This window comes from Streptomyces sp. NPDC093544 (assembly GCF_040683495.1).
GTDB lineage: Bacteria > Actinomycetota > Actinomycetes > Streptomycetales > Streptomycetaceae > Streptomyces.
Genome location: NZ_JBFBEA010000011.1, coordinates 114,357 through 138,335, shown reverse-complemented (window position 1 = coordinate 138,335; position 23,979 = coordinate 114,357). Strand labels below are relative to the sequence as shown.

General features: G+C 69.1%; 17 protein-coding genes and 3 pseudogenes. 13 read left to right on the top strand and 7 right to left on the bottom strand.

Annotated elements, in window-relative coordinates:
* Nucleotides 1-323: 323 nt before the first annotated feature.
* Nucleotides 324-1,991, top strand: a pseudogene (locus tag AB0N66_RS18565) (IS1182 family transposase).
* Between the two features lie 408 nt (nucleotides 1,992-2,399).
* Here AB0N66_RS18565 and AB0N66_RS18560 read toward each other — a convergent pair.
* Nucleotides 2,400-3,347 carry an AAA family ATPase gene (locus tag AB0N66_RS18560; RefSeq protein ID WP_365435628.1) on the bottom strand — a complete coding sequence of 316 codons (948 nt, stop codon included), beginning with the start codon at nucleotides 3,345-3,347 and terminating at the stop codon, nucleotides 2,400-2,402.
* Nucleotides 3,348-3,459: 112 nt separating this feature from the next.
* A complete protein-coding gene (locus AB0N66_RS18555; protein WP_365435625.1) occupies nucleotides 3,460-3,642 on the bottom strand; it encodes a helix-turn-helix domain-containing protein in 183 nt (60 codons plus the stop codon).
* Nucleotides 3,643-3,767: 125 nt separating this feature from the next.
* On the opposite strand from AB0N66_RS18555, the gene AB0N66_RS18550 reads away from it, so the two are divergent.
* The 3 genes and pseudogenes from AB0N66_RS18550 to AB0N66_RS18540 form a co-directional block, all read left to right on the top strand.
* The gene (locus AB0N66_RS18550) at nucleotides 3,768-4,334 is read left to right on the top strand and encodes a hypothetical protein (protein WP_365435622.1); all 567 of its coding nucleotides are present in this window, start codon (nucleotides 3,768-3,770) and stop codon (nucleotides 4,332-4,334) included.
* Nucleotides 4,309-5,508: a tyrosine-type recombinase/integrase gene (locus AB0N66_RS18545; protein WP_365435619.1), complete on the top strand. Its 1,200-nt coding sequence runs from the start codon at nucleotides 4,309-4,311 to the stop codon at nucleotides 5,506-5,508. The genes AB0N66_RS18550 and AB0N66_RS18545 overlap by 26 nt, the downstream gene beginning before the upstream one ends.
* A gap of 379 nt (nucleotides 5,509-5,887) precedes the next feature.
* Nucleotides 5,888-6,302: pseudogene (locus tag AB0N66_RS18540) on the top strand (ATP-binding protein); the annotation flags it as partial.
* Nucleotides 6,303-6,677: 375 nt separating this feature from the next.
* Here the strand turns inward: AB0N66_RS18540 and AB0N66_RS18535 are convergent.
* From AB0N66_RS18535 to AB0N66_RS18525, 3 genes are all read right to left on the bottom strand, one after another.
* Nucleotides 6,678-7,148, bottom strand: a complete 471-nt coding sequence (locus AB0N66_RS18535) for an SRPBCC family protein (RefSeq protein ID WP_365435616.1) — start codon at nucleotides 7,146-7,148, stop codon at nucleotides 6,678-6,680.
* Between the two features lie 147 nt (nucleotides 7,149-7,295).
* Nucleotides 7,296-8,480 carry a cytochrome P450 gene (locus AB0N66_RS18530; protein ID WP_365435613.1) on the bottom strand — a complete coding sequence of 395 codons (1,185 nt, stop codon included), beginning with the start codon at nucleotides 8,478-8,480 and terminating at the stop codon, nucleotides 7,296-7,298.
* Nucleotides 8,481-8,710: 230 nt separating this feature from the next.
* Nucleotides 8,711-9,607: a LysR family transcriptional regulator gene (locus AB0N66_RS18525; RefSeq protein ID WP_365435610.1), complete on the bottom strand. Its 897-nt coding sequence runs from the start codon at nucleotides 9,605-9,607 to the stop codon at nucleotides 8,711-8,713.
* Nucleotides 9,608-9,708: 101 nt separating this feature from the next.
* Here AB0N66_RS18525 and AB0N66_RS18520 point away from each other — a divergent pair, with 101 nt between their 5' ends.
* The 6 genes from AB0N66_RS18520 (at nucleotide 9,709) to AB0N66_RS18495 (ending at nucleotide 17,059) form a co-directional block, all read left to right on the top strand.
* Nucleotides 9,709-10,530, top strand: a complete 822-nt coding sequence (locus tag AB0N66_RS18520) for an aldolase/citrate lyase family protein (protein WP_365435607.1) — start codon at nucleotides 9,709-9,711, stop codon at nucleotides 10,528-10,530.
* A 35-nt stretch (nucleotides 10,531-10,565) separates the two neighbouring features.
* A complete protein-coding gene (locus AB0N66_RS18515; protein WP_365435604.1) occupies nucleotides 10,566-10,772 on the top strand; it encodes a ferredoxin in 207 nt (68 codons plus the stop codon).
* Nucleotides 10,769-11,755: a phosphotriesterase-related protein gene (locus AB0N66_RS18510; protein WP_365435601.1), complete on the top strand. Its 987-nt coding sequence runs from the start codon at nucleotides 10,769-10,771 to the stop codon at nucleotides 11,753-11,755. The genes AB0N66_RS18515 and AB0N66_RS18510 overlap by 4 nt, the downstream gene beginning before the upstream one ends.
* Nucleotides 11,752-12,993, top strand: coding sequence for an FAD/NAD(P)-binding oxidoreductase (locus AB0N66_RS18505; RefSeq protein ID WP_365435598.1), 1,242 nt, complete (start codon nucleotides 11,752-11,754; stop codon nucleotides 12,991-12,993). The genes AB0N66_RS18510 and AB0N66_RS18505 overlap by 4 nt, the downstream gene beginning before the upstream one ends.
* A 78-nt stretch (nucleotides 12,994-13,071) precedes the next feature.
* Nucleotides 13,072-14,040, top strand: coding sequence for a zinc-binding dehydrogenase (locus AB0N66_RS18500; RefSeq protein ID WP_365435595.1), 969 nt, complete (start codon nucleotides 13,072-13,074; stop codon nucleotides 14,038-14,040).
* Nucleotides 14,041-14,215: 175 nt separating this feature from the next.
* A complete protein-coding gene (locus tag AB0N66_RS18495; RefSeq protein WP_365435592.1) occupies nucleotides 14,216-17,059 on the top strand; it encodes an FAD-linked oxidase C-terminal domain-containing protein in 2,844 nt (947 codons plus the stop codon).
* 56 nt (nucleotides 17,060-17,115) lie between these two features.
* On the opposite strand, the pseudogene AB0N66_RS18490 reads toward AB0N66_RS18495, so the two are convergent.
* Nucleotides 17,116-17,649, bottom strand: a pseudogene (locus tag AB0N66_RS18490) (integrase core domain-containing protein); the annotation flags it as partial.
* A 52-nt stretch (nucleotides 17,650-17,701) separates the two neighbouring features.
* On the opposite strand from AB0N66_RS18490, the gene AB0N66_RS18485 reads away from it, so the two are divergent.
* Nucleotides 17,702-18,544, top strand: a complete 843-nt coding sequence (locus AB0N66_RS18485) for a hypothetical protein (protein WP_365435589.1) — start codon at nucleotides 17,702-17,704, stop codon at nucleotides 18,542-18,544.
* Nucleotides 18,545-18,679: 135 nt separating this feature from the next.
* On the top strand, nucleotides 18,680-21,034 hold the full coding sequence (locus tag AB0N66_RS18480) for a DEAD/DEAH box helicase (RefSeq protein ID WP_365435586.1): 2,355 nt from the start codon (nucleotides 18,680-18,682) through the stop codon (nucleotides 21,032-21,034).
* Here AB0N66_RS18480 and AB0N66_RS18475 read toward each other — a convergent pair.
* Nucleotides 21,028-22,131: a threonine synthase gene (locus AB0N66_RS18475; protein ID WP_365435583.1), complete on the bottom strand. Its 1,104-nt coding sequence runs from the start codon at nucleotides 22,129-22,131 to the stop codon at nucleotides 21,028-21,030. The genes AB0N66_RS18480 and AB0N66_RS18475 overlap by 7 nt on opposite strands.
* A gap of 235 nt (nucleotides 22,132-22,366) precedes the next feature.
* On the opposite strand from AB0N66_RS18475, the gene AB0N66_RS18470 reads away from it, so the two are divergent.
* The gene (locus tag AB0N66_RS18470; protein ID WP_365435580.1) at nucleotides 22,367-23,935 is read left to right on the top strand and encodes a S8 family serine peptidase; all 1,569 of its coding nucleotides are present in this window, start codon (nucleotides 22,367-22,369) and stop codon (nucleotides 23,933-23,935) included.
* The last annotated feature ends 44 nt before the right edge of the window (nucleotides 23,936-23,979 follow it).

Sequence of the window (23,979 nt, the reverse complement as noted above, 5' to 3'; positions counted from 1 at the left end):
CCGAGGTTTAGTTCGGCGGCGAGGAGCAGCAGAGTGAGCACTTGAGCAGAGCTGCACCGAGTGGGCCGCGACAGCGACCCCGAGGGGAGGCAGCGGCGAAGGGGTAAGGGGCTTCGTACTTGACGGCCCCCTCAGGGGCCGCCTTGCCGTTGACCTCTTCGTTAGGAGGGGCGCGACAGCGCCCCGTGAAAGGTCCTTACCGCTGTCGGCCCCGGCAGGGGCCGTAGTGACGCTGTTGGTTAATTCGGGGTCGAGCGTGACGTCGGCCTTCAAGACCTGGTTGTGGTCTTGAAGGCCGACGTTGTCGTATGGGGTGGGTGTGGATGTCTTTGCAGCCGAAGGGTTCAGGGGAGATCCCGGCGGAGACGGTGCGGGTGGCGCGGGCCGCGTTCCCGAAGGGGAGCTTGGCGGTCCGGGTCCGGGACGAGTTGGGGCCGTTGTTCACTGACGATGAGTTCGCGGACCTGTTCCCGGCCCGGGGGAAGCCCGCCTGGTCGCCGGGGCGGCTGGCATTGGTGCTGGTGTTGCAGTTCGTGGAAGGCCTGACCGACCGGCAGGCCGCGGAGGCAGTGCGGGCCAGGATCGACTTCAAGTACGCCCTCGCGCTGGACCTCGGCGATCCGGGCTTCGATTTCTCGGTCCTGTCGGAGTTCCGGGACCGGCTGGTCGAGGTGGATGCCGGGCGGCGGGTGCTGGACGGCATCCTGGCCGCGGCCCGGGAGAAGGGCCTGCTCAAGACGGCCGGCCGGGCCCGCACCGACTCCACGCACGTGCTGTCCGCGGCCCGTCAGCTGTGCTGGCTGGAGCTGGTCGCGGAAACACTGCGCTCGGCGTTGAACGCGCTGGCCAAGGCGGCCCCCGACTGGCTGGCCGGTGTCGCGGAGCCGGACTGGTTCAGGCACTACGCGACGAAGGCCGAAGACTCCCGGTTTCCCCAGGCCCGCACCAAGCGGGACGAGGTGGGACTGCGGATCGGCAGGGACGGAACGCGGCTGCTTGAGGCGGTCTTCGCTCCCGCCGCTCCCCCCGGCCTGTGCATGTTGGACGAGGTGGAAACCCTGCGGCGGGCATAGGTGCAGTACTTCCACCTGGTCGACGGCGGGGTGAGGCGGCGGGACCCAAAAGACCGGCCGCCGGGCGCGATGCGCCTGGTCACCCCCTATGACATCCAGGCGCGCGGCAGCGTCAAACGCGACACCTTCTGGGACGGCTACAAGGTCCACCTCACCGAGACCTGCGAGCCCGACGCTCCGAACCTGATCACGAACGTGGCCACCACCGACGCGACGGTCCCCGACGTGTCGATGACCCAGGCCGTGCATGCCCGGCTCGCCGAAGCGGGCTGTCTGCCCGGTGAGCATCTGGTCGACGCTGGATACGTCGACGCGCACGAGTTCGTCCACGCCCGTCGCGAGTACGGCATCACACTTACCGGACCGGCCAAGAGGGACGGCAGTCCCCAGACCCGCGCGGACGGCGGCTTCACCGGCGATGCCTTCACCATCAACTGGGAGAACAAGCAGGTGACCTGCCCGGGAGGCAAGACCACCAGACGCTGGAACCCCGACCGTTCCGAGGAAGGTACTCCCGTGATCCGGGTCCGCTTCAACAAGGGCGACTGCCGGCCCTGCCCGGTCCGTGAGCAGTGCACAACCTCCAGCACCGGCAGACGCCTCACCCTGCAGCCCCGCGCCGAACATGAGGCCCTCCGCCAGGCCCGCGCCGAACAGGAAACCGACACCTGGAAGGAGCGCTACAAGACCCGTGCGGGAGTCGAAGGCACGATCTCCCAAGGCGTCCAGCGCTGTGGCCTGCGCAGGTCCCGCTACCAGGGTCTGGCCAAGACCACTCTCCAGCACCAGCTCACCGGCGCCGCCATCAACCTCGCACGCATCGACGCCCACCTCACCGGCACCCCACGAGCCCTCACCCGCACCAGCCACTTCGCACGACTTCGCCCCGCCGACCAAAAGATCGGCGGGGCGAATTGATCACGACCCCGAATTAACCAACAGCGTCGGGCCGTAGTTGGCAGGGGCTTTCCGATGTGGGCGGCCTTCGGCCGCCGTGCTTGTCGTAGTCCCTTGCGCTGTGGGCGCTGACGCGCCCTCTTTGCTTCGCCGTCGAGTTGTACGTCTACTGGCGGTCCCCTCCGGGGCCGCACTGTTACTTCCCGTTCGCCGCTGGGCCTGCGAGGGGGGTCGCGAAGCGGCCCTCTTGATCTCCCCAGTCTTCCAGTGGCCTGCGTGCTGGTCGGCCGAAGGCCGCCAGAGTTCAGAGAATCTGACTTGCTTACGTAAGTGCGCAGGTCACGTGCGGAGTGGGGCTTGCCGAGCGGAGCGAGGTGGAGGTTGATGACGAAGTCTTTATAAGGGGGAGGCGTCATCATCAGCAGTTCACTACGCCGCTGCCCATCCCTCGCAGGTGAGGACAAGGCGCTTCGTGAGCTCCGCCCGGATGGTGCTGACCGCCTTGCCGGCGCCGTCGGCGTAGCGATGAGCGAGTCCGGCGATGGAGGTCTCTTCAGGCTGCTCCTTGATGATCTGTTCGGTGAGCAGTTCCTGCCACGGAGTCGCTGTCTGAATGCTCGGCCCGCGCTGGGGCTTCGTGTGCACGCGCTCCCAGATCGGCACCTCGCTGGCGTCGCCAGTTGGACGTACGGCGACTCGCAGGTTCAGGTCCTCCGTGGCTCGGTTGATGATGGTCTGGACGCGGCGTCCGTACTTCTCGGAGTTGCGCAGCGCGATCACCGCCCGGGAACCTGCCGCGATCGCACGGCCTCCGATGGGCGACGAGGCGACGGACATGCCTTCTGCCGGTCCCTTGGGTGTATGGGTTACGAGGAGCACGGGGATGCCCGCTTGGCTGATCGGCTTCAGGTTGCGCATGACGCGCTGCGCGGTGACGGAGGACGCGATGTCTTCACCGGGGGCAAGCGCACCGATGATGTTGTCCAGGACGAACAGCCCGGGCTTCATGTCTATGAGGTCGTCCACGATGCCCGGCCAGTAGTCGGAGTGTCCGGGGTCCTCGACGGGGAACACGGTGACCGAGTCGGCTGGTACAGCGCCGTGCAGACGCTCCTTCAGTTCCTCTGGGGCGCCGTCGTCGGTCAGGCCGAACACGATGTGGTCGAGCTTCCGGAGCACGGGCTGCCCGAGGAATTCCTTCTCCCCGTTGATCAGCGCTATGCCCATCCCCGCGGCGAACAGCGTCTTACCCGCCTTCGGCTCTCCAGCCAGGGTCGTGATGCGGGTCGAGAGGAGATCGCCGATGAGGAAGGCATCCTCGTACGGGACACGCTCGATCTGGTGGAGCTGCCGCCCCTTGTCCTTGATGGCTCCCATGGTGGGTGGCCGCCCTTTCGTTCACGGCGCTCAGGCGCGCCGGCGTCCTCCCGCCAGGCGGCGGGATCATGTGACCTCCTTTCGGTCGGGTACGGGTGAGGGCAAAATCAGGTCAGGCCGAGACCGGGCACTCTCGGTCGATCCAACGGTCGACCTCGGATAGGCGGAACCGCAGGCTGCCACCGACCTTCCGCGACGGGATGCCGAGTGCTCGATGGTTGTTGTAGATCCACGCGGGCTTCTGGCCCAGGTACTCGGCCAGTTCATCGATGGCCATGAGGCGGTTGTGGTGCAAAGACTGGTCTCCTTCAGGGACGGCAGGTGGACGTTCACATCTTGAGCTGTCCATCCAGCTTGGTCAAGTCCGGCTTTGTCGCATCCGGACTTGACGAAGGCGGGTGATCGACTTATGTTTCAGCTATGAACACGACACCTCAGCCTCCCGGAGCGGATCCGCAGCCCGGTGTGACTGTCACCAAGCGCTTCGGCGCATGGATGGTGACCATGTATCGGCCGCCCGGTGCCATCGGGTCAGGAGGCCCCCGAGAGATCCACATCGCGCCTACGGACGATGCTGACCCGCAGGAGGTCGCACGCGGCATCACGAGCACTGTTCTCCGGCAGATCAACACAGCCCCGCCAAGCGAGGACTTCGCCGCGATGCGATCCCTTGCGGATGCTGCCGAGATGGAAATTCGCGACCTCGGTGAACTACTGGCCGCCATGCCGGGCGGGGTCACGGATGAGCGCCTGGCGGTGCTGTCTGCCCTCTACGTGCACTTCGTTGATGCCGGGGAGCGCGCCCCGGCGCAGCGCCTGGCCGTGGCGTTCGACTTGAACCCAGCCACGGTGAAGGGCCACCTGCGAGCCGCTCGGCAGAGGGGCTTCCTGACGAAGGTCGAAGGCAAAGCGGGCGGGCGACTGACAGAGAAGGCCAACGCGACACTCAGGGGGATGAAGCATGGCGCAGGAACTGAAGAAGTGTGACTGCCAGAACAAGACCCGGTGCGCGCACCTGTGGACCGTACGCTACCGGGAGCCGGGAGGGAGAAGCGCACGGCAGCGCGAGCGTTCGTTCCCGACGAAGAAGGAAGCAGAGAGCTTCGGCGTCAAGGCGGAGAACGACAAGCGCCAGGGTGTCTACATCGACCCCCAGCTCGGTCAGATCTCGCTGCGGAAGTGGGCCGAGGAGTGGTTGGAGCAGCACCAGGTGAACGAGTCCACCCGGCGCAACTATCAGGGCTTCCTCTCCAATCACCTGATCCCCGAACTGGGCTCCCGGACGCTCAGCGGTCTCATCGTCGCGGACGTGAAGAAGCTCCAAACGGCCATGGTGACACGGGGGTTGGCGGCTGCGACGGTCAACGACCGCATGAACATCCTGCGCAGCATGATGACGGCGGCCGTGAAGGAGCGCCGGATACCTGACAGCCCGTGCGATGAGGTGCCGCCGCTGAAGACAGCGGGCGCTGCGGTCGACCCGGACGAGATCCCTACGCTGGCCGAGGTGTACGCCATTGCGGCGGCCATGTCCGATCAGTACCGGCTGACGGTGTGGCTCCAGGCGGGCGCGGGGCTGCGCATCAGCGAGACCCTCGGCTTCTCGGCCGACTGTCAGCGCGACGGCTTCCTCCGGCTGCGTCGGCAGATCAGCGCGAAGGCCAACCAGGGTGACTGCGTCACACGCTTCGTCCCGCTCAAGCACCGTACGGCGGAGGAGTTCCGGGACGTGCCCACGCCACTCTTCCTCGACCAGGAACTCGGGGTGCATCTGAAGCGCTGGGGAACGGTTGAGCTGGACGGCTTCGAGGTGCTGTTTGCCCCGCGCGAGCGCGGCAAGGGCAAGATGCCTACGGCCTCGACGTACGGGTACCACTGGCGCAAGGCGCTGACGGCGGCCGGTGTGGTGACGCCGGACGGGAAGTCGAAGTACACGCCGCACTCGCTGCGTCACTTCTTCGCCTCGACCGCCCTGGCGAACGGCGTGCCGATCCACGAGGTGAGCCGTTGGCTCGGTCACCGCAACATCAAGACGACCGTCGACACGTACGGGCACCTGGTGCCGGAGGCGTGGGACCGGTGCCGGGACGTCATGCAGGAGGCGCTGCGCCCGTCGGTTCCTCGTCAGGCGTTGGTATCGGCGTCGGCGCTGGCGGCGTGACCGTGCTGACTGATCGACACCGTGCTGACTTGGTGCTGACCCAGCACCCTCCGGGAGAGGTGAAACCCTTGGGAACATTGGGGAGCAGGGGGTTTCTTGAACGTTCCGCTTCAACGTGTAATCGGCTTGTTACTGCGGGCCAGGTAGTTCGTCAAGTCTGCAGGCGGCAAGGGGTCGGCTCTTTCGGGAGCCGGCCCCTTGCTGGTTTCCGTTGCTGGTTCCCGCGCTGGGTGGGTTGGTCGGCCGTGCCCAGATCGACGGTCTTCGGCTGACTGGCGCGGGGCGGGCATGCCGCTTATGTCCGATTTACTAACACGGGTGTTGGTTCCATGCGTGGAGGTCGGCGGACGTGGCTGATTTTGTAGGTCGTCATCAGTAGCTGGCGACGTTGGAGCGGGAGCTGCAGGAGGTGGCGGCGGGGAGCGGCCCGGTCGGTGCGTGATGTTGCGCGGGCGGCGCCGGGTCGGCAAGTCGCGACAGGTCGAGCGGTTTGCGGGGCGCTCCGGAGCTCCGTTCTTGTTCTGTGCGGCGACCGGTGCGTCCCCAGGGATGATCTTGTACGACTGACCCGGGACGCCCGGGCCTCGACGCTGCCGTTGGCGCTCGTGACCGCCGCACGGCCGGAGAGCTGGGACGCCGCGTTCGACGTGCTGGCGGTGGCGCTGCCCGCCGACCGGGCGGGCGTGCTGGTCGTCGACGAGGTGCCGTACCTGATGGATGCCGAAGGCGCCTTCGAGGGGATGCCGCAACGGGCCGGGGACCGGGTGCTGGAGACCAGGCCGGTGTTGCTGGTCCCCCTTGCCGGCGCTGTTGTGCAGCGACGAGGATGCTGAGCCCTCTCGTACTTTGTCGCGAATCCCGTGCTGGGATCGTGCTGGGATGCCGGTGAGACTCCCGTGCCGGATCGTGGGTCGCAGCACCGCAGGAGAGGGAGCGGGGTGCACCAACTGCCCCGCGATCACACTTTCTTCATGGCTCCCGAGACCCCTCGCGGACAAACTCGCCGGCGACTGTCGCAATCCACAGCGAACCCGGAAGGCCCTCACTCGTTCAGGATCCCCCGACGGTGATCATCGCCACTGTCCACAACCTCCCCGGACAGAACAGAGGAACTATCCACAGACATAAAGCCGGTGGATCCGACTCGAGCCCCGCCCGGGGATCGCTTGTCAACCGAGCAACTTGCCGACACCCTCGTGGTAGGAGTCGATGTGCGAGGGCGCATGTGACAGCAATATGGCGTCGGGGATGGTGGCGAACTTGGGTACCTCGGTACTCAAGTTCCGGTGGAACAACGTGACGCCGGTTCCGGGCGTCGAGAAGGTGTAGGAGATCGTCATGATTCCCTCCCAGCCGCCGGTGCCGTCAAGGTGCTTACCCAGCAGGCCGATGGACTGGAAGACGAACTTGGTGGGCCGGACAGCTGTCAGGAGACGCCAGGTGAAGAGCTGTTCCTCGGCCCCGATTTGACCCTTCTCGCTCCAGACGTCGCCCACCTTGAGCGGCAGCTCTTCGACCCCTTCGATGCCGGTGCTGCCCGGGTAGGTCTTGGGCCAGTTGCGCGGGTCGGTGACGAAGTCATAGACAGTTGCGGGGGATTGCGTGAACGCCGTCTCCGAGCTGCTGGTGAGAATGCCCATGGTGTTGGTACTCCTTCGAGTGCGGTGGAACGAATGCGGTGGAAAGCGACCTGCTGCGGCTGAACACGAGCGCGATGGCGCCGCCGCAGCCTGGCGAGGGGTCTGGCGAGGTGCCCAGCGAGGGAACCGTCAGCTCGACGGAACGCCCTAAGGAACGTGGATCGGCAGCTCGTTCCAGCCCCACTGGAAGTTGGACGGGCGTCGCACCGCCCGGGCGGTGTCGACCTCGAAGTGATCGACCCGCTTGACGAACTCCTCGACCAGGATGCGGCCTTCGAGCCGGGCGAGGTGGATGCCGATGCAGAAGTGCTGACCGTGGCCGAAGTTGATGGTGCGGGAGATCTCACGGTTCCAGCGGAAGCTGTCGGCGTCGTCGCCGTACTCACGCTCGTCGCGGGCCGCTGAGGGCAGGAGGTACGCGACGCGCTGGCCAGGACGCATCTCCTGGCCGGCCACGACCGCCGGCCGGCGGACCGTGCGCAGGAACCATTGCGCCGGTCCGCAGTAGCGGACCATCTCCTCGAACGCGGCGCCGGCGTGCTGGGCGGGATCGCTGCGGACCGCGTCCCACTGGGCCGGGTCCTTCGACAGCTCCCACAGGCCGTGCGCGACGACCTTCGGCACCGTCTCGGTGCCACCGAGCAGGACGACGGCGATGGTATCGGCGATCTCGCGATCAGTGAGGGGTCCGCGCCCCGGCAGATTGACGTCGAACATGCCGTCCACGAGCGGGAAACCGCCGTCGGGCCCCTCCTTGCGGCGGGCGCGGACCACCGGCTCGACGATCTCGCGCAGCCGCTGGAACAGCAGAGCGATGTCGGAGCCGCCCTTCTCGGGGTCGGTCATCGACACCGAGTTGACCGTGTCGAGGACGTACTTCGCCTCGCTGACGGGCAGGCGGAACATGTGGCACATGACCGAGGCGGAGACGATGCCGCCGAAGTGCTGCGTCAGGTCGAAGGTTCCTCGTGGCACGAGCAGATCGAGTCGCTCGCGCGTCACCTCGCGGACGTAGTCGGCGAGACGTCCGACGGCACCGGGGCGCAGCGGCTTTCCGTGCCCCTGACGCAGGATCTCGTAGTACGGCGAGGGCTGGAAGCCGTGCGGTCCCAGCGGGTCGAGCGGGACGTCCGGGATGTCACCCCGACTGATCCGGCGCAGCACTTCCGGCGGCGGCAGCGTGCCCTCGGCCCCGACGAATGTGTTGTCCGAAATCGACAGGAAGTCCCACGCGTCCTGGAAACGCGACAGAAAGTACGTGTCGTACTGCTCGATGTAATAGACCGGGTGGTGCTCGCGCAGGTGTGCGTAAAAGGGCAAAGGATTGTTCATCACCGCTGGCGTGAACGGATCGTACGAGAATTCCTCGTTTCGGTTTTCAGCCTGCTCGGCCACTGCACTCATGTTGTTTCCCGCTTCCTTCATCACGTCCCGTGACGTTGCGGCCGCCACCTTCTCGCGGTCGTTTCCGACGATGCGGGGTGCGCGCAGCGGTGTCCAACATCCATGGCGATTCCATATGGCGATGGGCTACTGAGGGAAGCGGACGGGCCCCGACGGTGTCAGTCCGCGGCGTGCAGCGCGACGGGTGCGGCCTGCACCAGACACTCCACGAGTGCGCGCAGCTCCGGGTGCGACTCGTCGGACGGGCGCCACGCCGCCACCAGATCAAGACCCGTCGCGCCGACCAGCGGCCGCGTCACGATCGGGGGCCGCAGGTGGGCCGCGGCGATGGACTGCGGGACCGCGATGACGCCCAAACCGCTCATGATGCTCTCCTGCGTCTCATCGATCGCGCGCACGAGACAGGAGGCCGCACCCAACTGCGTAAGCCGGCGACTTGCCGCCGAGGCGGTGCTGGTGCCTGGCGGGATGGCGAGCATGACCTCGTCGACCAGAGCGTCGACATGCACGAGGTCCTGCTGGGCCAGTGGGTGGGACGGCGGCATCGCCAGCACCAGCGACTCACTCGCCAGCACGATCTGGTGCATGCCGCGGAGGACGAAGCCGGGATCGACCCACAGCAACGCCACGTCGCAGTGGTGGGTGTCGATTCCGGCGGTGGGCTCGGACCAGTCGGCGCGGCGGAAGGTGACGCGTGTGCCGGGGTGCGAGGAGCCAAGAGTCCTGAGAGCCTCCGAAATCAGACCGTTGCCGGGTGACAGCCAAAACCCGATCGTGAGGTCCTTGCCCCGTGTCGCCGCTCGCCGGACTGCCGACTCGGCCTGCTCGGACAACAGGAGCACCTGGCGGGCGTAGGGCAGGAGCGCCTCGCCGGGCGGAGTCAGCCGGGCGCCGTCGTGCATCCGGTCGAAGAGCTGCGCTCCCACCGTGCGCTCGAGCGAGGCGACCTGCTTGCTCAGCGCCGATTGCGAGACGTACAGAGCGTTCGCCGCGCGAGTGAAGTGCTGATGCTCGGCCACTGCGACGAAATACTTGAGATCCCGCGTGTGCCACATGCTCTGCCTCCGTCGTGACAGCACCGCCAATGGTGACGATTCCCTTTGGTCATCACCGTTGATATTGGAGGTATCGGTCACGTTTCGGCCAGGCTACACACATGAACGCCATCAAAGCGGCCGTGGCCGCGGGACATCCCTCGCTCGGCCTGTGGTCGTGCGTGGGCTCGACATTGCTGGCCGAAGTGGCGGGGCGGGCCGGGATGGACTGGGTGCTGTTCGATACGCAGCACGGGGCCGTGAGTGACGGCGACCTTCTCGCGTGTATCCAGGCGGTCGAGCTCGGGGGGTCCGCGCCGCTCGTGCGCGTCGGCGCCAACGACCCTCGGCTGATCATGCGGGCGCTCGACCTCGGCGCCGCCGGCGTCGTGGTGCCCCTCGTGTCGTCCGCGCAGGAGGCGGCCGACATGGTCGCGGCCGTGCGCTACCCGCCGCTGGGGACCCGGTCTTTCGGGCCGGTGCGCAGCTTCTACGACCTTGGGCACGACAGTGGAAGCCCCCTGTGTCTGGCGATGATCGAGACGGCCGCGGGCCTGGCCGATGTCGATGCCATCGCCGCGACTCCCGGTCTTGACGGCCTGTTCCTCGGCCCTGTCGACCTCGCTCTGGACCTGGGACACGCACTGGCCGACGCCTGGAAGCCGGATGTGCTGCGGGGACCGGTCGAGCGCGTCGTGGCAGCCGCCGAGCGACATGGGGTGGTCGTAGGCGCTCCCGCCCTGTCGACCGAGATGGCCGAGTGGCTGCTCGCCGCCGGCGTCCAACTCGTCTCGATCGGCAGCGACATCGGTCATGTGACCGCAGGCTTCGCCGCCGACGCGAAGCGCCGCGACGACTGGCGTGACCGCTATCACCGGCCTCGGACGAGGACGGAGCCGGCCTGTGCCGGCACGAAAAGCACCGGGACGGACACCGTCCGATGAGTACCCGTATCACCACACATGAAGGAGAGGAACAGATGAAGGTCACTGTGGACTGGGCCCTGTGCGACGCGAACGGAGTCTGCGCCATCGAGGCACCGGGCTTCTTCGAGCTTTCCGATGACGACGAGCTGCTGCAGCTGAAGGAGGAGGTCGGCCTCGACGATCTTGAGCAGGTCCGATCGGCGGTACGGGTCTGCCCCAAGCACGCCCTGTCCACCACCGCGGCAGGATCGTCGTCATGAGTGCGGTCGAGGGCACGGTCGAGACCGTCCGCGGCCCCGTCGCGCTGTCCGACCTGGGGCCGATGCTGGCTCACGAGCATGTCGTCACCTCCAGCGTGGAGTTCGCGAAGTTCTATCCCGAACTGAGCTGGGGCGGCGACCGGTCGGAAGTCGTCGAGGACGTCGTCAGCCGGTTGCAGGAGATCCGCGATCGTGGCATCACCTCGATCCTGGACTGCACCGCGTACTTCCACGGCCGCGACATGGACTTCGTCCGTGAGGTCAACGAGCGGGTCGACATCCACCTGATCATGTCCACCGGCATCTACACCTACGACTACCTGCCGTACCACGTGCAGTTTCGCAAGCCCACCTCTGTCGCGGACGACATCCTCACCCGGATGTTTCTGCGTGACCTCACCGTCGGCATCGGGGACTCGGGCGTCAGGGCCCAGTCGATCAAGGTGGCCACCGACACCGAGGGCTTCACCGAGAACAACGTCCGGATCCTGCGGGCGGCGGCCCGCGCCTCGGCCGAGACCGGCGCCCCCATCACCGCTCACACCCACCCGGCGGACCGACAGGCCCAGCAGCTGCTCGACATCCTTGCTGACGAGGGCGCCGACCTGGGGACCGTGGTGGTCGCGCACAGCGGCGACACCGACGACCTCGACTACCTGCGGGCGCTGATGGACCGCGGCGCGGTCATGGGCGATGACCGCTTCGGTCTGTACCTGCCCGGCACCCCGTCCGAGGAAGCACGCATGGACGTGCTCGCGACCCTGTGCGCGGAAGGGTATGCCGACCGCATCGTCCTGTCGCACGACGCGCTGCTGTTCTGCGACTGGATGGAGCCCGGCGTGGTGATTTCCGACACCTGGGTCCCGACCCGGGTGAGCGACGTCATCGTGCCTGGTCTCCGCGCGCGTGGCGTCAGCCAAAAGCAGTTGGACTCGCTCCTGGTGTCCACACCGGCGTCGCTGTTCGCGGGGGTCGCGTCGTGACCGGGCCTATCGGGCCCGTCGTCGTCGTGGGCGCGTCGCTGGCGGGTCTGCACGCCGCCGAGGCGCTGCTGGAGTCGCCCGAGGTCTCCTCGGTGACCGTGGTCGGCGCCGAGTCCGCGGCGCCCTACGACCGGCCGCCGCTGTCCAAGCAGCTGCTGCTGGGCCAGTGGGAACCCGCGCAGTGCACCTTGCCGACGCTCGACGACCCCCGGCTGACCTGGCGCACGGGTGTCGCGGCCACCAGGCTCGACCTCGACGGACCGCGCGTGACGCTCGCCGACGGCCTGACGCTCGACGCGTCCGGTGGCGTCGTGATCGCGACCGGGGGCACGCCCCGGACGCTGCCCGGCTCCGACCTGCCCGGCTCGCACGTGCTGCGCACGCTCGCCGACGCGGTTGCCCTGCGTGACGACATCGCCAGGCCCGGCGGCCTGCGGGTGGTCGTGGTCGGTGGCGGCTTCATCGGAGCCGAGGTGGCGAACGCGTGTATCGAGCAGGGCCACGAGGTCACGATGCTGGAGGTGCAGTCCGCTCCGTTCGAGCGCGTCCTCGGCCGCCAGGTGGGAGCCGCGGTCATGGCGCCCCTGCTGGCGCGCGGCGTGCGGTTGGTGACCTGCGCCGCCGCCACCCGCCTTGCGGGCACTGACCGAGTCGAGTCGGTCGTCCTGCGGGACGGGTCATCGGTATCCGCCGACGTCGTCGTGCTCGGGCTCGGCATCGTGCCGGAGACATCGTGGCTCGACGGCTCAGGGCTCGTCCTGGACAACGGCGTCGAGTGCGACGCCACGCTCGCAGCAGGTGACCGAGTCGTCGCCGCAGGTGACGTCGCCCGCTGGCCCAACGGGCGCTTTGGGGAGCTGCGCCGTGTGGAGCACTGGGACAACGCGGTACGGCAGGGGCGGCACGCCGGACAGCGCCTCCTGGCGCATCACGGATGTGCCGAGGTGCGCGACTTCGTCACGGTGCCCTGGGTGTGGTCCGACCTCGGCGAACACAAGATCCAGATGGTGGGCAGCGCGGTGGGTTTCGATGAGGTGGTGGTCGCCCACGGGTCAACCGGCGATGCGCGCTTCGTCGCGCTGTACCGCCGCGGCGAGGAGCTCACAGCGGTGTTCGGCATGAACCAGCCCAAGCTCGTGACGCGTTACCGGCGCCGGCTGACCCGTCCCGTCGCGTGGTCCGAGGTCATGGCCGAACTCGCGGACACGGCGCCCGCCGCCACCGTCGCCGTCTCCTGAGGCACCTGTCTCCGGAGACTCCCACATCACCTCTCAGCCACCGCACCTCACACCTCACACCTCACAGGAGGCAGAACCGTGTGGACACAGACCTTGGTAGCACCCGGGCAGTTCCAGCGCATCGACGCACCCACCCTTGACGAGAAGGATGTGCCGCCAGGACACGTCCTGCTCCGCACCTTGTCCGGCGGCATCTGTGGCAGCGATCTGCCCAACTTCCGCGGCGCGGTGTTCGACCATCCCAAGGACAAGAGAGGCTATGCGGCACGGATCCCTGGCTTTCCGATGCACGAAGTCGTCGGCGAGGTGGTCCTGACCAACCATCGCGAGCACGCCGTGGGCGACCTCGTCGTCGGCTGGGCGTCGGGCATGGACGCGATCGCGGAGTACGTCGTCAGCGACGGCGAGGGGCTCGCGACGTACGACAAGAGGCTCACTCCGACGACCGCGGTCATGATCCAGCCACTGGCCTGCGTGCTGTTCGCCGTCGAGCAGATTCCCGACATCGACGGAGCCGAGGTCACCGTGCTCGGCCAGGGGCCGATCGGGCTGCTGTTCAGTCACGTGCTGGCCCACCGCGGTGCCCGCGTGACGGGTGTGGACCGTGCCGACCGGAGCGCGGACGCGGCCACCTTCGGAGTGTCCGAGGTAGTGACGTCCAATGCCGACCGCTGGGCCGCGAGCCTGGTCGAGGGCCGCCGGCCACACTTGGTCGTCGAGGCCGTCGGACACCAGATCAGCACGCTGCGCGTCTGTGTCGACGCGGTCGCCCCGGGCGGACAGATCTTCTACTTCGGCATCCCCGACGACGCGACGTATCCGCTTGAGATGCTCACGTTCCTGCGCAAGAACCTGACGCTGCGGGCCGGCTGGACGAGTGACCGCCGCCGCGTCCTGGCCGAAGCGGACGCCTATCTGGCGGTACACCCAGAGCTGCAGAAAGCCTATGTCAGCGACGTGTTCGCCGCGGACGACGTGCAGCGCGCCTTCGAGACGGCTCTCGTCCCCAAGCCACGCCAGTTCAAGATCGCCATCGACATGACATGACGGGCCGGCCGCTACGACGAGGCGGACCATCGTCGGCGCGCGGCGGCAGCCCGGTGAGTGCGGGCTGCCGCCGGCGCGCCACCGCAACGGATCACCGGTCGCGTCAACGGATCGCCGGTCGCGCAAACACGCAAACACGCAGAGACGCAGAGACGCAGAGACGGAGAACGGTTCAATGACCCACCCGCGCGAGCTGGCCGAGGCCCTTCTACGGGCCGGCCTGGGCGACGTCGACGCCAGTACCCGACGTCGGGCGGAGTACTCCAGCGACGCCTCCAACTACCGCGTCGTTCCTGCCGTGGTGGCCTTCCCGCGGCACACCGACGAGGTCATTGCCGCCATGACGGTCGCGCGCGAGACCGGCAGCCCGCTGACCAGCCGCGGGGGCGGCACCTCGACGGCCGGCAACTCGGTCGGCAGCGGCATCGTGCTGGACTTCTCCCGGCACTTGAACGCCGTCCTGGAGCTCGACGCCGAGGCGCGCACCGCCGTTGTCCAGCCCGGCACCGTTCTCGACGACATCACCGCCGCGGCGGCGCCGCACGGGCTGCGCTACGGCCCGGACCCCTCGACACACGCGCGCGCCACGATCGGCGGCTCCCTGGGTAACAACGCCTGCGGCTCGCGCGCGCTGGCTTACGGCCGCACCGCGGACAACGTGTGCGCGATCGACCTGCTCACCGCCGCGGGCGACCGCGTCGACGCCCGCCGGCAGGGCCGCGACGGGCTGGCCGCGGCAGGGCCCTACGGCTCAGCGCTGGACGGCATCGTCACCAAGCACCTCGGCCCGATCCGCACCGAGTTCGGCCGCTTCACCAGGCAGGTCTCCGGCTACTCGATGGAACATCTGCTGCCCGAGAACGGTGCCGACCTGGCTCGATTCCTCGTCGGCACCGAAGGCACGCTCGGCGTGATCCTCGGCGCGACGGTACGGCTGGTCGACTCGCCCGCGGCCGTCGCGTTGGCCGTACTCGGCTACCCGGACCTGCCCGCCGCCGCCGAGGCCGTGCCCGCTCTGCTGCCGCACCATCCCGTCGCCATCGAGGGGATGGACGTCCGGCTGGTCGACGTGGTGCGTTCCCGCCGTGGTGCGGCCGCCGTACCGGAGCTGCCACGCGGCGACGGCTGGCTGTTCGTCGAGACAGCCGGTGGCACAGAGGCCGAGGCCCGCGCGAAGGCCGAGCGGCTGATCGTCGACGCCGGCTGCCTGGACTCGGTGATTGTCACCGGTGCGACGGCCCGTGCGCTCTGGCGCATCCGCGAGGACGGTGCCGGGCTCGGCGGCCGAACCGCCGCCGGCGCACCGGCGTGGCCCGGATGGGAGGACGCTGCCGTTCCTCCCGCTCAGCTGCCCGGTTACCTGCGTGAGTTCGGTGCGCTGATGAGCGAGCACGGTCTCGACGGGGTGACATACGGTCACTTCGGCGACGGCTGCGTACATGCCCGTATCGACTTCCCGTTCAACACCGCGCCGCCCGGGTACCGGGAGTTCGTCGTGGCCGCAGCGCAACTGGTCGGCCGCTACGGCGGCTCGATGTCGGGCGAGCACGGCGATGGCCGGGCGCGCGGTGAGTTGCTGCCCTACATGTACTCACCCGACGCCATCGCCGCCTTCGCTGCGATCAAGCACGCCTTCGACCCGGCCAACCTGCTGAACCCCGGCGTGATCGTCGACCCGGCACCCGTCGACCAGGACCTGCGCGTCCCGGCCGCCAAACCGCTGCGCACCCGTCTCGGCTTCGCCTATCCGCACGACGGCGGCGACCTGTCCATGGCGGTGCACCGCTGCGTCGGCGTCGGCAAGTGCCGTGCGGACACGACCGCGGCCGGCGGCGTCATGTGCCCGTCCTACCTCGCCACCCGAGACGAGAAGGACTCCACCCGCGGCCGGGCTCGGGTACTGCAGGAGCTGGCGAACGGCTCGCTGGTGCGGGGCTTTCGCGCGCCGGAAGTCGCCGAGGCGCTCGACCTCTGCCTGTCCTGCAAGGGTTGCTCGGCCGACTGCCCGGCCGGCGTCGACATGGCCACCTACAAGTCCGAATCCCTCTACCAGCGCTACCGGCACCGCCCGCGCCCGGCATCTCATTACGCCCTGGGGTGGCTGCCACGCTGGGCCCGGATCGCCGCCAAGGCGCCGCGCCTGGCCAACGCGGCGACGCGCCGCCCGCGCATGGCAGCGGCGGCCAAGCGACTCGGCGGTATCGACTCGCGCCGCCCGCTGCCGGAATTCGCCCGGCAGACCTTCCGGCAGTGGTTCGCCGGTCGGCCCGTCCGGATCGGAAACCCTGTGCTGCTGTGGGTGGACACCTTTACCGAGCATTTCAGTCCTGAGGTCGGTCAGGCCGCCGTGCGGGTGCTCGAAGACGCCGGCTATGCGGTGCAGTTGACCGACAAGCGTGTCTGCTGCGGACTGACGTGGATCTCGACCGGCCAGCTCGACGGCGCCCGCAGGCAACTGCGCCGAAGCCTCGATGCGCTGGAACCCGCGCTGCGGCAAGGAATTCCGGTCGTCGGCCTGGAACCGTCCTGTACCGCGGTGTTCCGGCATGACGCCGCGGAACTGCTGCCCGGCGACGAGCGCGCCGTCCGCGCCCAGGGGCTGACGCGCACGCTGGCCGAGCAACTGGCCGCCACCGAGGGCTGGACGCCGCCACGCCTGGACGGCGTCACCGGTGTCGCGCAGCCCCACTGCCACCAGCACGCGGTCATGGGCTGGACCGCCGACGCAGCCCTGCTCGCAGACGCCGGTGCGAGCATCGAGGCAGTCGGCGGATGCTGCGGGCTGGCCGGCAACTTCGGTGTCGAGCGCGGGCACTACGACGTCTCCGTCGCGGTCGCCGAGACAGCGCTGCTGCCGGCCGTACGCGGCGCCGGGGCCGACTCGGTCGTCCTGGCCGACGGCTTCTCCTGCCGCACCCAACTCGACCAGCTCGCCGCCACCCGCGGCATCCACCTCGCCCAACTGCTCGCCGATCACCTGGGCCCGCGACCGGCGGACGTCGGGCCGCACGACACCTGACGTCCGATCATGGACGAGCCGGACCGCCATCTCCGCCGGTGGCGTTCGCCCAGGGCCTAGGTGTATTGACCCGCAGGGTTGTTGACGCGGCTGATGGGTGGGTGTCCGTCCAGGGCGGTGTGGCAGCGGTGGTGGTTGTAGGTGTGGAGGAAGTCTGCCAGGGCTTGGGTGCGTTCGGTGTTGCTGGTGTAGGGCCGTAGGTAGGCCCATTCCTCGAGCAGGGTGCGGTTGAAGCGTTCGACCTTGCCGTTGGTCTGGGGGCGGTAGGCGCGGGTGAGTCTGCCGCTTGCGCCGAGTTCGGCCAGGACGGCCTTCCACGCCAGTCCTTTGCGATAGGCCCATGCGTTGTCCGTCAGGACTCGTTCGATGCGGGTGATGCCCTGGCGGTGGAAGAACGCGGCCGCGCGAGTCAGGAAGTCCGCGCAGGTCGCGACCTTCTCGTCGGGGTGGATCTCGCTGTGGGCGAGTCGGGTGTGGTCGTCGACGGCGGAGTGGACGTAGTCGAAGCCCATGCCGCGGGTGGGCCGGCCCGCCTCGCGGCCCAGGACCCGGTGGCCGCCGCCGTCGGGGATCCGGCCGAGCGCCCTCACCGAGCCCGGCGCCGCTCGCGACCGGCTTCACCGGCGCTGGCTGCGTGTGGAGGTGCTCAACCGGCTGAGTGGAAAGCGGTTCCTGGAACTGGACGAACCCGAGCGGCGCGAGCTCTTCGACGCGGCACGCGCGGCGGTCGCCGACCGGGTGTCCGAGTCCGCGGTGGCAGGTCTGCCCGCCGCACAGCGGCTCACCATCGGCCTGCTCACCGACAACCACCCGGACGACCTGGTACGGGTGGCCGAATGGGAGAGCTCCATCGCCTGCCGGCCACGCCTCACCGGGCTGGGCTGGAAGGACGACGGGACCCTGCACCTGGCCTTCACCGCTGAGCTGGGGTCCGGCGACGGAGTCATCGGCGTCAGCACCATCGACACCAGCGAAGGAGCCCATCACACCCTGGCCCCGGCAGGGCTCCCCGAGCCCCTGCTCCAGCGCTTCGGCGCCGAGCGGCTCATCGGCGGCGCGTCCCCCGAGAAGGCGTCCGCGGCCCTGGTCCTGCGTGAGCGCAGCAGTGGTGCCGAGTTCCGGATTCCTACGGAGTCCGCGGTCACCCCTTCCGACCACGGGCTGACGGTCACCGGGACGGCGGATCTCGACCCCGCCACGGCGGTGGGCGGCGCCCCGCTCGGCGACGGGGTCTGGGATCTCTCCGTACGTCTCTCCGCACTAGGCTGGGCCAAGTCGGCACGGCTCGGATCAGTACGCGCGGACGGGGTTTCCGAGGAACTCACCGCGGTGGCGCATCCCACGGCGCCGGACCGTCGCATCACGCCGTACTGGACGAACCCGCAAAGCGACCTCTCTCTGCGGGTCGCTGTCCCCAAGGCACCGAAATCCACGCCGAAGCCGGGGCTGCTCCGCCGCATTGCCCGGGTCGTGCGCGGGCGTTGACAGGGATGAGAGGGGGGCCACCCACGAAGTGGCCCCCCTCTCGGAGGCTGCCCCTCGATCAGGCCAAGGCCGTGACTGTCAGTGCTCCGTGGAAAGATGCGCGCATCGGGGCGGATGGCACAAGAGGGGCGCGGCATGGCGGGTGTCGAGGGGAGTGGGAGGCCGGGGCCGGCGCGGCCGGGGAGTGTCGGCGAAGCTCTGCCGGTCGGACGGCGGGCCAGGGAACTGGTCACGGCGGGTGCGCGGTTGTACGGGGCCGCGCGGGCCGTGCTCGCCGATCACGCGCGGGCGCTCGAAGCGGTGCGGGCGGCTCTGGTGCCGATACATGCCGAACTGGTCGCCGGGGAGCTCGGCTCCATCCCCGTCTCGCGACTGAAGGACGTCACCGAGGGGCGGCTGCGGCTCGGTGCGCTTGAGGCGGCCGGGTTCGAGTCGGTGCGGGCGGTGTACGGCACGAGCCGGTACGAGCTGCGTCAGGTGCCGGGCGTGGGCGCGCAGACCGCCGACCGGGCGCTCGCCGCCGCGCGGCAGATCGCGCGGGCGGTTGAAGAGACCGTTTCCGTGCGGATCGACGTCGATCACCCGGAGCCACGGACGACCGCCCTGGTCATCGCCTTGCGCACACTCGTCGAGGCCGGTCCGGAGCTGCGCCGGGCCGTGGACGCGGCCACCCGGCTCGACGAGCGGCTCGGCGCGTTGCTGACGGCGGCCCGGCCTGCCGGAGGGCGGCTGCGGATGGCGCTCGCGGGGCGGCAGCGGCGCGAGAGCGCGTGGGCGGCGGTGGTGGAACTGCGGGAGCTGACCACCGGCGCCGCCGCCAGGGACGTACGACTGCTGCTGGCCCAGGCGTCGGCGGACCTGTTGCGCGAACCTGCCTCCGACATCGAGGCGTGGGTCGACTTCGAGCTGCGTTCCACGGAGTACTACAGCCAGCTCGCCGAGGTCTCGCAGCAGCGTCCGGATGTCGAGGCCTCCGAGGGGTTCCTACCGTCGGAGGTCGCCGAGCGGGTGCACGCGCAGGAGCTGGACGACACGCACCGACGGGTCTCGCTGCGCGGCTATCAGGCCTTCGGCGCCCGTTTCGCGCTGGCCCAGCGGCGGGTCGTCCTCGGCGACGAGATGGGGCTCGGGAAGACCGTGCAGGCCATCGCGGCGATGGCCCATCTCGCGGCTGACGGGCACAGCCACTTCCTGGTCGTCTGCCCGGCCAGCGTGCTGATCAACTGGACGCGCGAGGTCGGCGCGCGCAGCACCCTGCGGGCCCTGCCGGTGCACGGCTCCGAACGGCTGGACGCGTACGAGGAGTGGCGGGAGCGCGGGGGTGTCGCGATCACGACGTACGACGTGCTGCACAGCCTGCCCGAGCCGGGCGGCACCGAGGGCGTGGAGAGAACCAAGGCAACAACCAAGGGCGCAAGGGGAATTGCCAAGGGCGCCAAGGGAATCGCCAAGGGCGCAAGGGGAATCAAGGACACCGAGGCCGCCAAGAGCGCCGAGGCCACCAAGCCCGGGATGCTCGTCGTCGACGAGGCGCATTACGTGAAGAACCCCGACACCCGTCGCTCCAAGGCGGTCGCGGCCTGGACCGGACACTGCGACCGTGTCCTGTTCCTCACCGGTACGCCGATGGAGAACCGTGTCGAGGAGTTCCGCACCCTTGTCCGCTACCTTCAGCCCGGCCTCCTCCCCACCATTCACAACGGCTCCGCGGCCGCGGGCCCGCATGTCTTCCGCAGGTCCGTCGCCCCCGCGTATCTGCGCCGCAACCAGCAGGACGTCCTCACCGAACTCCCCGCCCTCCTCCAGGTCGACGAATGGGAGGAGTTCGGCGCGGCGGACCGGGCGGCGTACCGCAAGGCCGTCCAGGACGGGAACTTCATGGCGATGCGCCGCGCCGGGTACGCCGACGAGGAGCGGTCGGCGAAGCTGCAACGGCTGCGGGAGCTGGTCGCGGAGGCGGCGGAGAACGGTCTGAAGGTCGTCGTGTTCTCCTACTTCAAGGACGTCCTCGCCACCGTCCAACACGCCCTGGGGGAAGGGCTGTTCGGCCCGATCTCCGGTGCCGTTCCCGCCGCGCGCAGACAGCGCCTGGTGGACGACTTCACGGCCGCCCCCGGGCACGCGGTGCTGCTCTGCCAGATCGAGGCCGGCGGCGTCGGCCTCAACCTGCAGGCGGCGTCCGTGGTCATCCTCTGCGAGCCGCAGGTCAAGCCGACCATGGAGCACCAGGCCGTGGCCCGCGCCCACCGCATGGGCCAGGTCCGTCCGGTCCAGGTCCACCGCCTGCTCGCCACCGACAGCGTCGACCAGCGCCTCCTGGACATCCTCAAGAACAAGACCCGTCTCTTCGACGCCTACGCCCGCCGCAGCGACACCGCCGAACACACCCCGGACGCCGTCGACGTCTCGGACAGCGGCCTCGCCCGTCGGATCGTGGAGGAGGAACAGCAGCGTCTGGCGGGCGTGGTTTCCAAGGCCGTCACTCAGTGAGCCAGCCCGGTCTTCACCCCCGCCCCGCACAACGGCACCACGGCGGACCGCTCGCCCAGCACCCCGTCCCGGACGGCCGCCCAGCACGCCACCCCCGTCGACTCCACATACAGCCCCCGTGACGCCAAGTCCGTCTGCGCGTGCCGGATCTGATCCTCCGTCACTGTGAGGAACGCGCCGCCGGAGTCCCGTACCGCGCGCAGGATCTGGCGGGCCCGCGGCGGGCGCGGGATCGCGATGCCCTCGGCGAAGGTGGGGGCCGCCGGGGTCACCCCGACCAGGTCATCGGCGCCCGCGTGCCAGGCCTCGGCGAGCGGGGCGACGGCGGCGGCCTGGACCGCGTAGAGGGCGGGCCGGCGGTCGATGAGGCCCGCCGAGTGGAGTTCGGCGACGGCGCGGGCGGCGCCCAGGAGCAGGGTGCCGTTGCCCACGGGGACGACGATGACGTCGGGGAGGCGGCCGCCGAGGTCCTCCCAGAGTTCGTGGACGTAGGTCTTGGTTCCTGCCAGGAAGTAGGGGTTGAAGACGTGCGAGGCGTAGAAGACGCCCTCCTCGTCCGCGGCCTCCCGCGCGGCCGCCGCGGTGGCCTCACGGTCACCGTCGACCACGTGCACCCGCGCCCCGTGTGCCCCGATCTGCTCCAGCTTTTTCGGTGACGTGCCCTCGGGGACGTATACGGTGCACGGCAGCGCGGCCCGCGCGCAGTACGCGGCGATCGCCGTCCCCGCGTTGCCGCTGCTGTCCGCGAGCACCTGCCGGGCCCCCAGCCGCAGGGCCAGCTCGGCGAGGAGTACGGCGCCGCGGTCCTTGAACGACAGCGTCGGCATCAGGAAGTCGAGCTTGGCGGAGATGCCGTCCCGGAGCGTGACCAGCGGTGTGCGGCCTTCGCCCAGGCTGATGGTGGGGGCCGCCAGCGGCAGGCACTCCGTGTAGCGCCAGAGTGAATTGACGCGCCCGGTAAGGGACTTGAGGGTCGCCGGCGTCGGGGCGAAGTCCAGGTCCAGCGGGCCGCGACAGGCCGGGCAGCACCAGGCGAGCGAGCCGGCGGGGACGCGGGTGCCGTCCACCGGGCAGTAACAATCCGGCAATGATGTCATGTACGCAGGGTAGATGTACGGTTTGCTGACGTTGTGTCATGACTGGCGCATGGCACGTGTGTTACGTCCCCGCAGGGCCCTTGTGCAATTCCTGCGGAAGCCTCAATCATTCGGCTGAAGCACAGGTTTCGCACCGGGTCCGAACAGGATCCGCACAGTGGATTGACATGGCCCTGTCTGCTTGTGCTGCACCGCCCCCACAACAGCGCACCACCGATTGAGGAGGATCCCTCAGATGGCAGTGATGCGTCACACCCGCCGAAGAATGGCCGGTATAGCAAGCGCGGCGCTCGTCCTCGGAGTCGTCTCCGCCCTCCCCGCGAACGCGGCGCCGGAGCGAGTAGGACACATCCAGTACGCCGGCGCGGCCAACGCGGTCGCCGACAGCTACATCGTGACCCTCAAGGCGGACGCCGCGAAGGCCGGTTCCACCGAGGGCAAGGCCCTCGCCAAGGAGTACGGCGCCACGATCGAGCGTACGTACAAGGAGGCCCTGAACGGCTATGCGGTCGAGGCCACCGAGGCCGAAGCGAAGGAGTTCGCCGCCGACCCGGCGGTCGCCTCCGTCGTCCAGAACCGCACCTTCCACATCAACGCGACCCAGCCCAGCCCGCCCTCCTGGGGCTTGGACCGCATCGACCAGAAGACCCTTCCGCTCGACAACAGCTACACCTACCCGGACTCGGCCGGGACGGGTGTGACCGCGTACGTCATCGACACCGGCGTACGCATCACGCACAGCGACTTCGGCACCCGTGCCTCCTACGGCTACGACGCCGTCGACAACGACAACACCGCGCAGGACGGCAACGGCCACGGCACACACGTCGCGGGCACGATCGCCGGAACCCTGCACGGCGTGGCGAAGAAGGCCAAGATCGTCGGCGTCCGCGTCCTCGACAACGCCGGCTCGGGCACGACCGCAGGGGTCGTCGCGGGCATCGACTGGGTCGCCACGAACGCGGTCAAGCCGGCCGTCGCCAACCTGTCGCTCGGCGGCGGCGTGGACACCACGCTCGACACGGCCGTCCGCAACGCGATCGCCTCCGGGGTCACCTTCTCCATCGCGGCGGGCAACAGCAACGCCAACGCGTCGAACTACTCGCCCGCGCGCGTCACCGAGGCCATCACGGTCGGCGCGACCACCTCGACCGACGCCCGTGCCAGCTACTCCAACTACGGCACGGTCCTGGACATCTTCGCGCCGGGCTCCTCGATCACCTCGTCGTGGAACACCAGCGACACGGCCACGAGCACCATCTCCGGTACGTCCATGGCGGCACCGCACGTGGCGGGCGCGGCGGCGCTCTATCTGGCCGACAACCCGACGGCCACACCCGCGCAGGTGGCGACAGCGCTCATCAACCTCTCGTCGACCGGTGTGGTCACCAGCCCGGGCACGGGCTCGCCGAACCGGCTGCTCAATGTCCCCGGCGGTACGACGACTCCGCCGCCGACCGGGCCGCGCTTCGAGAACACCGGGGACTACGCGATCGCCGACAACACCACCGTCGAGTCGCCGATCACGGTGAGCGGTGTCACGGGCAACGCACCCGCGGCGCTGAGTGTGCCGGTGGCCATCGTCCACACGTACATCGGTGACCTCCAGGTGCAGCTGATCGCGCCCGACGGCACGGCGTACACGCTGAAGGCGTACAGCACCGGCGGCAGCACCGACAACATCAACACCACGTACTCCGTGAACGCCTCCTCCGAGGTCGCCAACGGCGTATGGAAGCTGCGGGTCAGTGACAACGCGGCGCAGGATGTGGGGCGGATCGACTCCTGGGCCCTGCAGTTCTGAGGCCTGGGCAGGGATTCTGAATCCTGAGCAGGGCTAGCGACTAC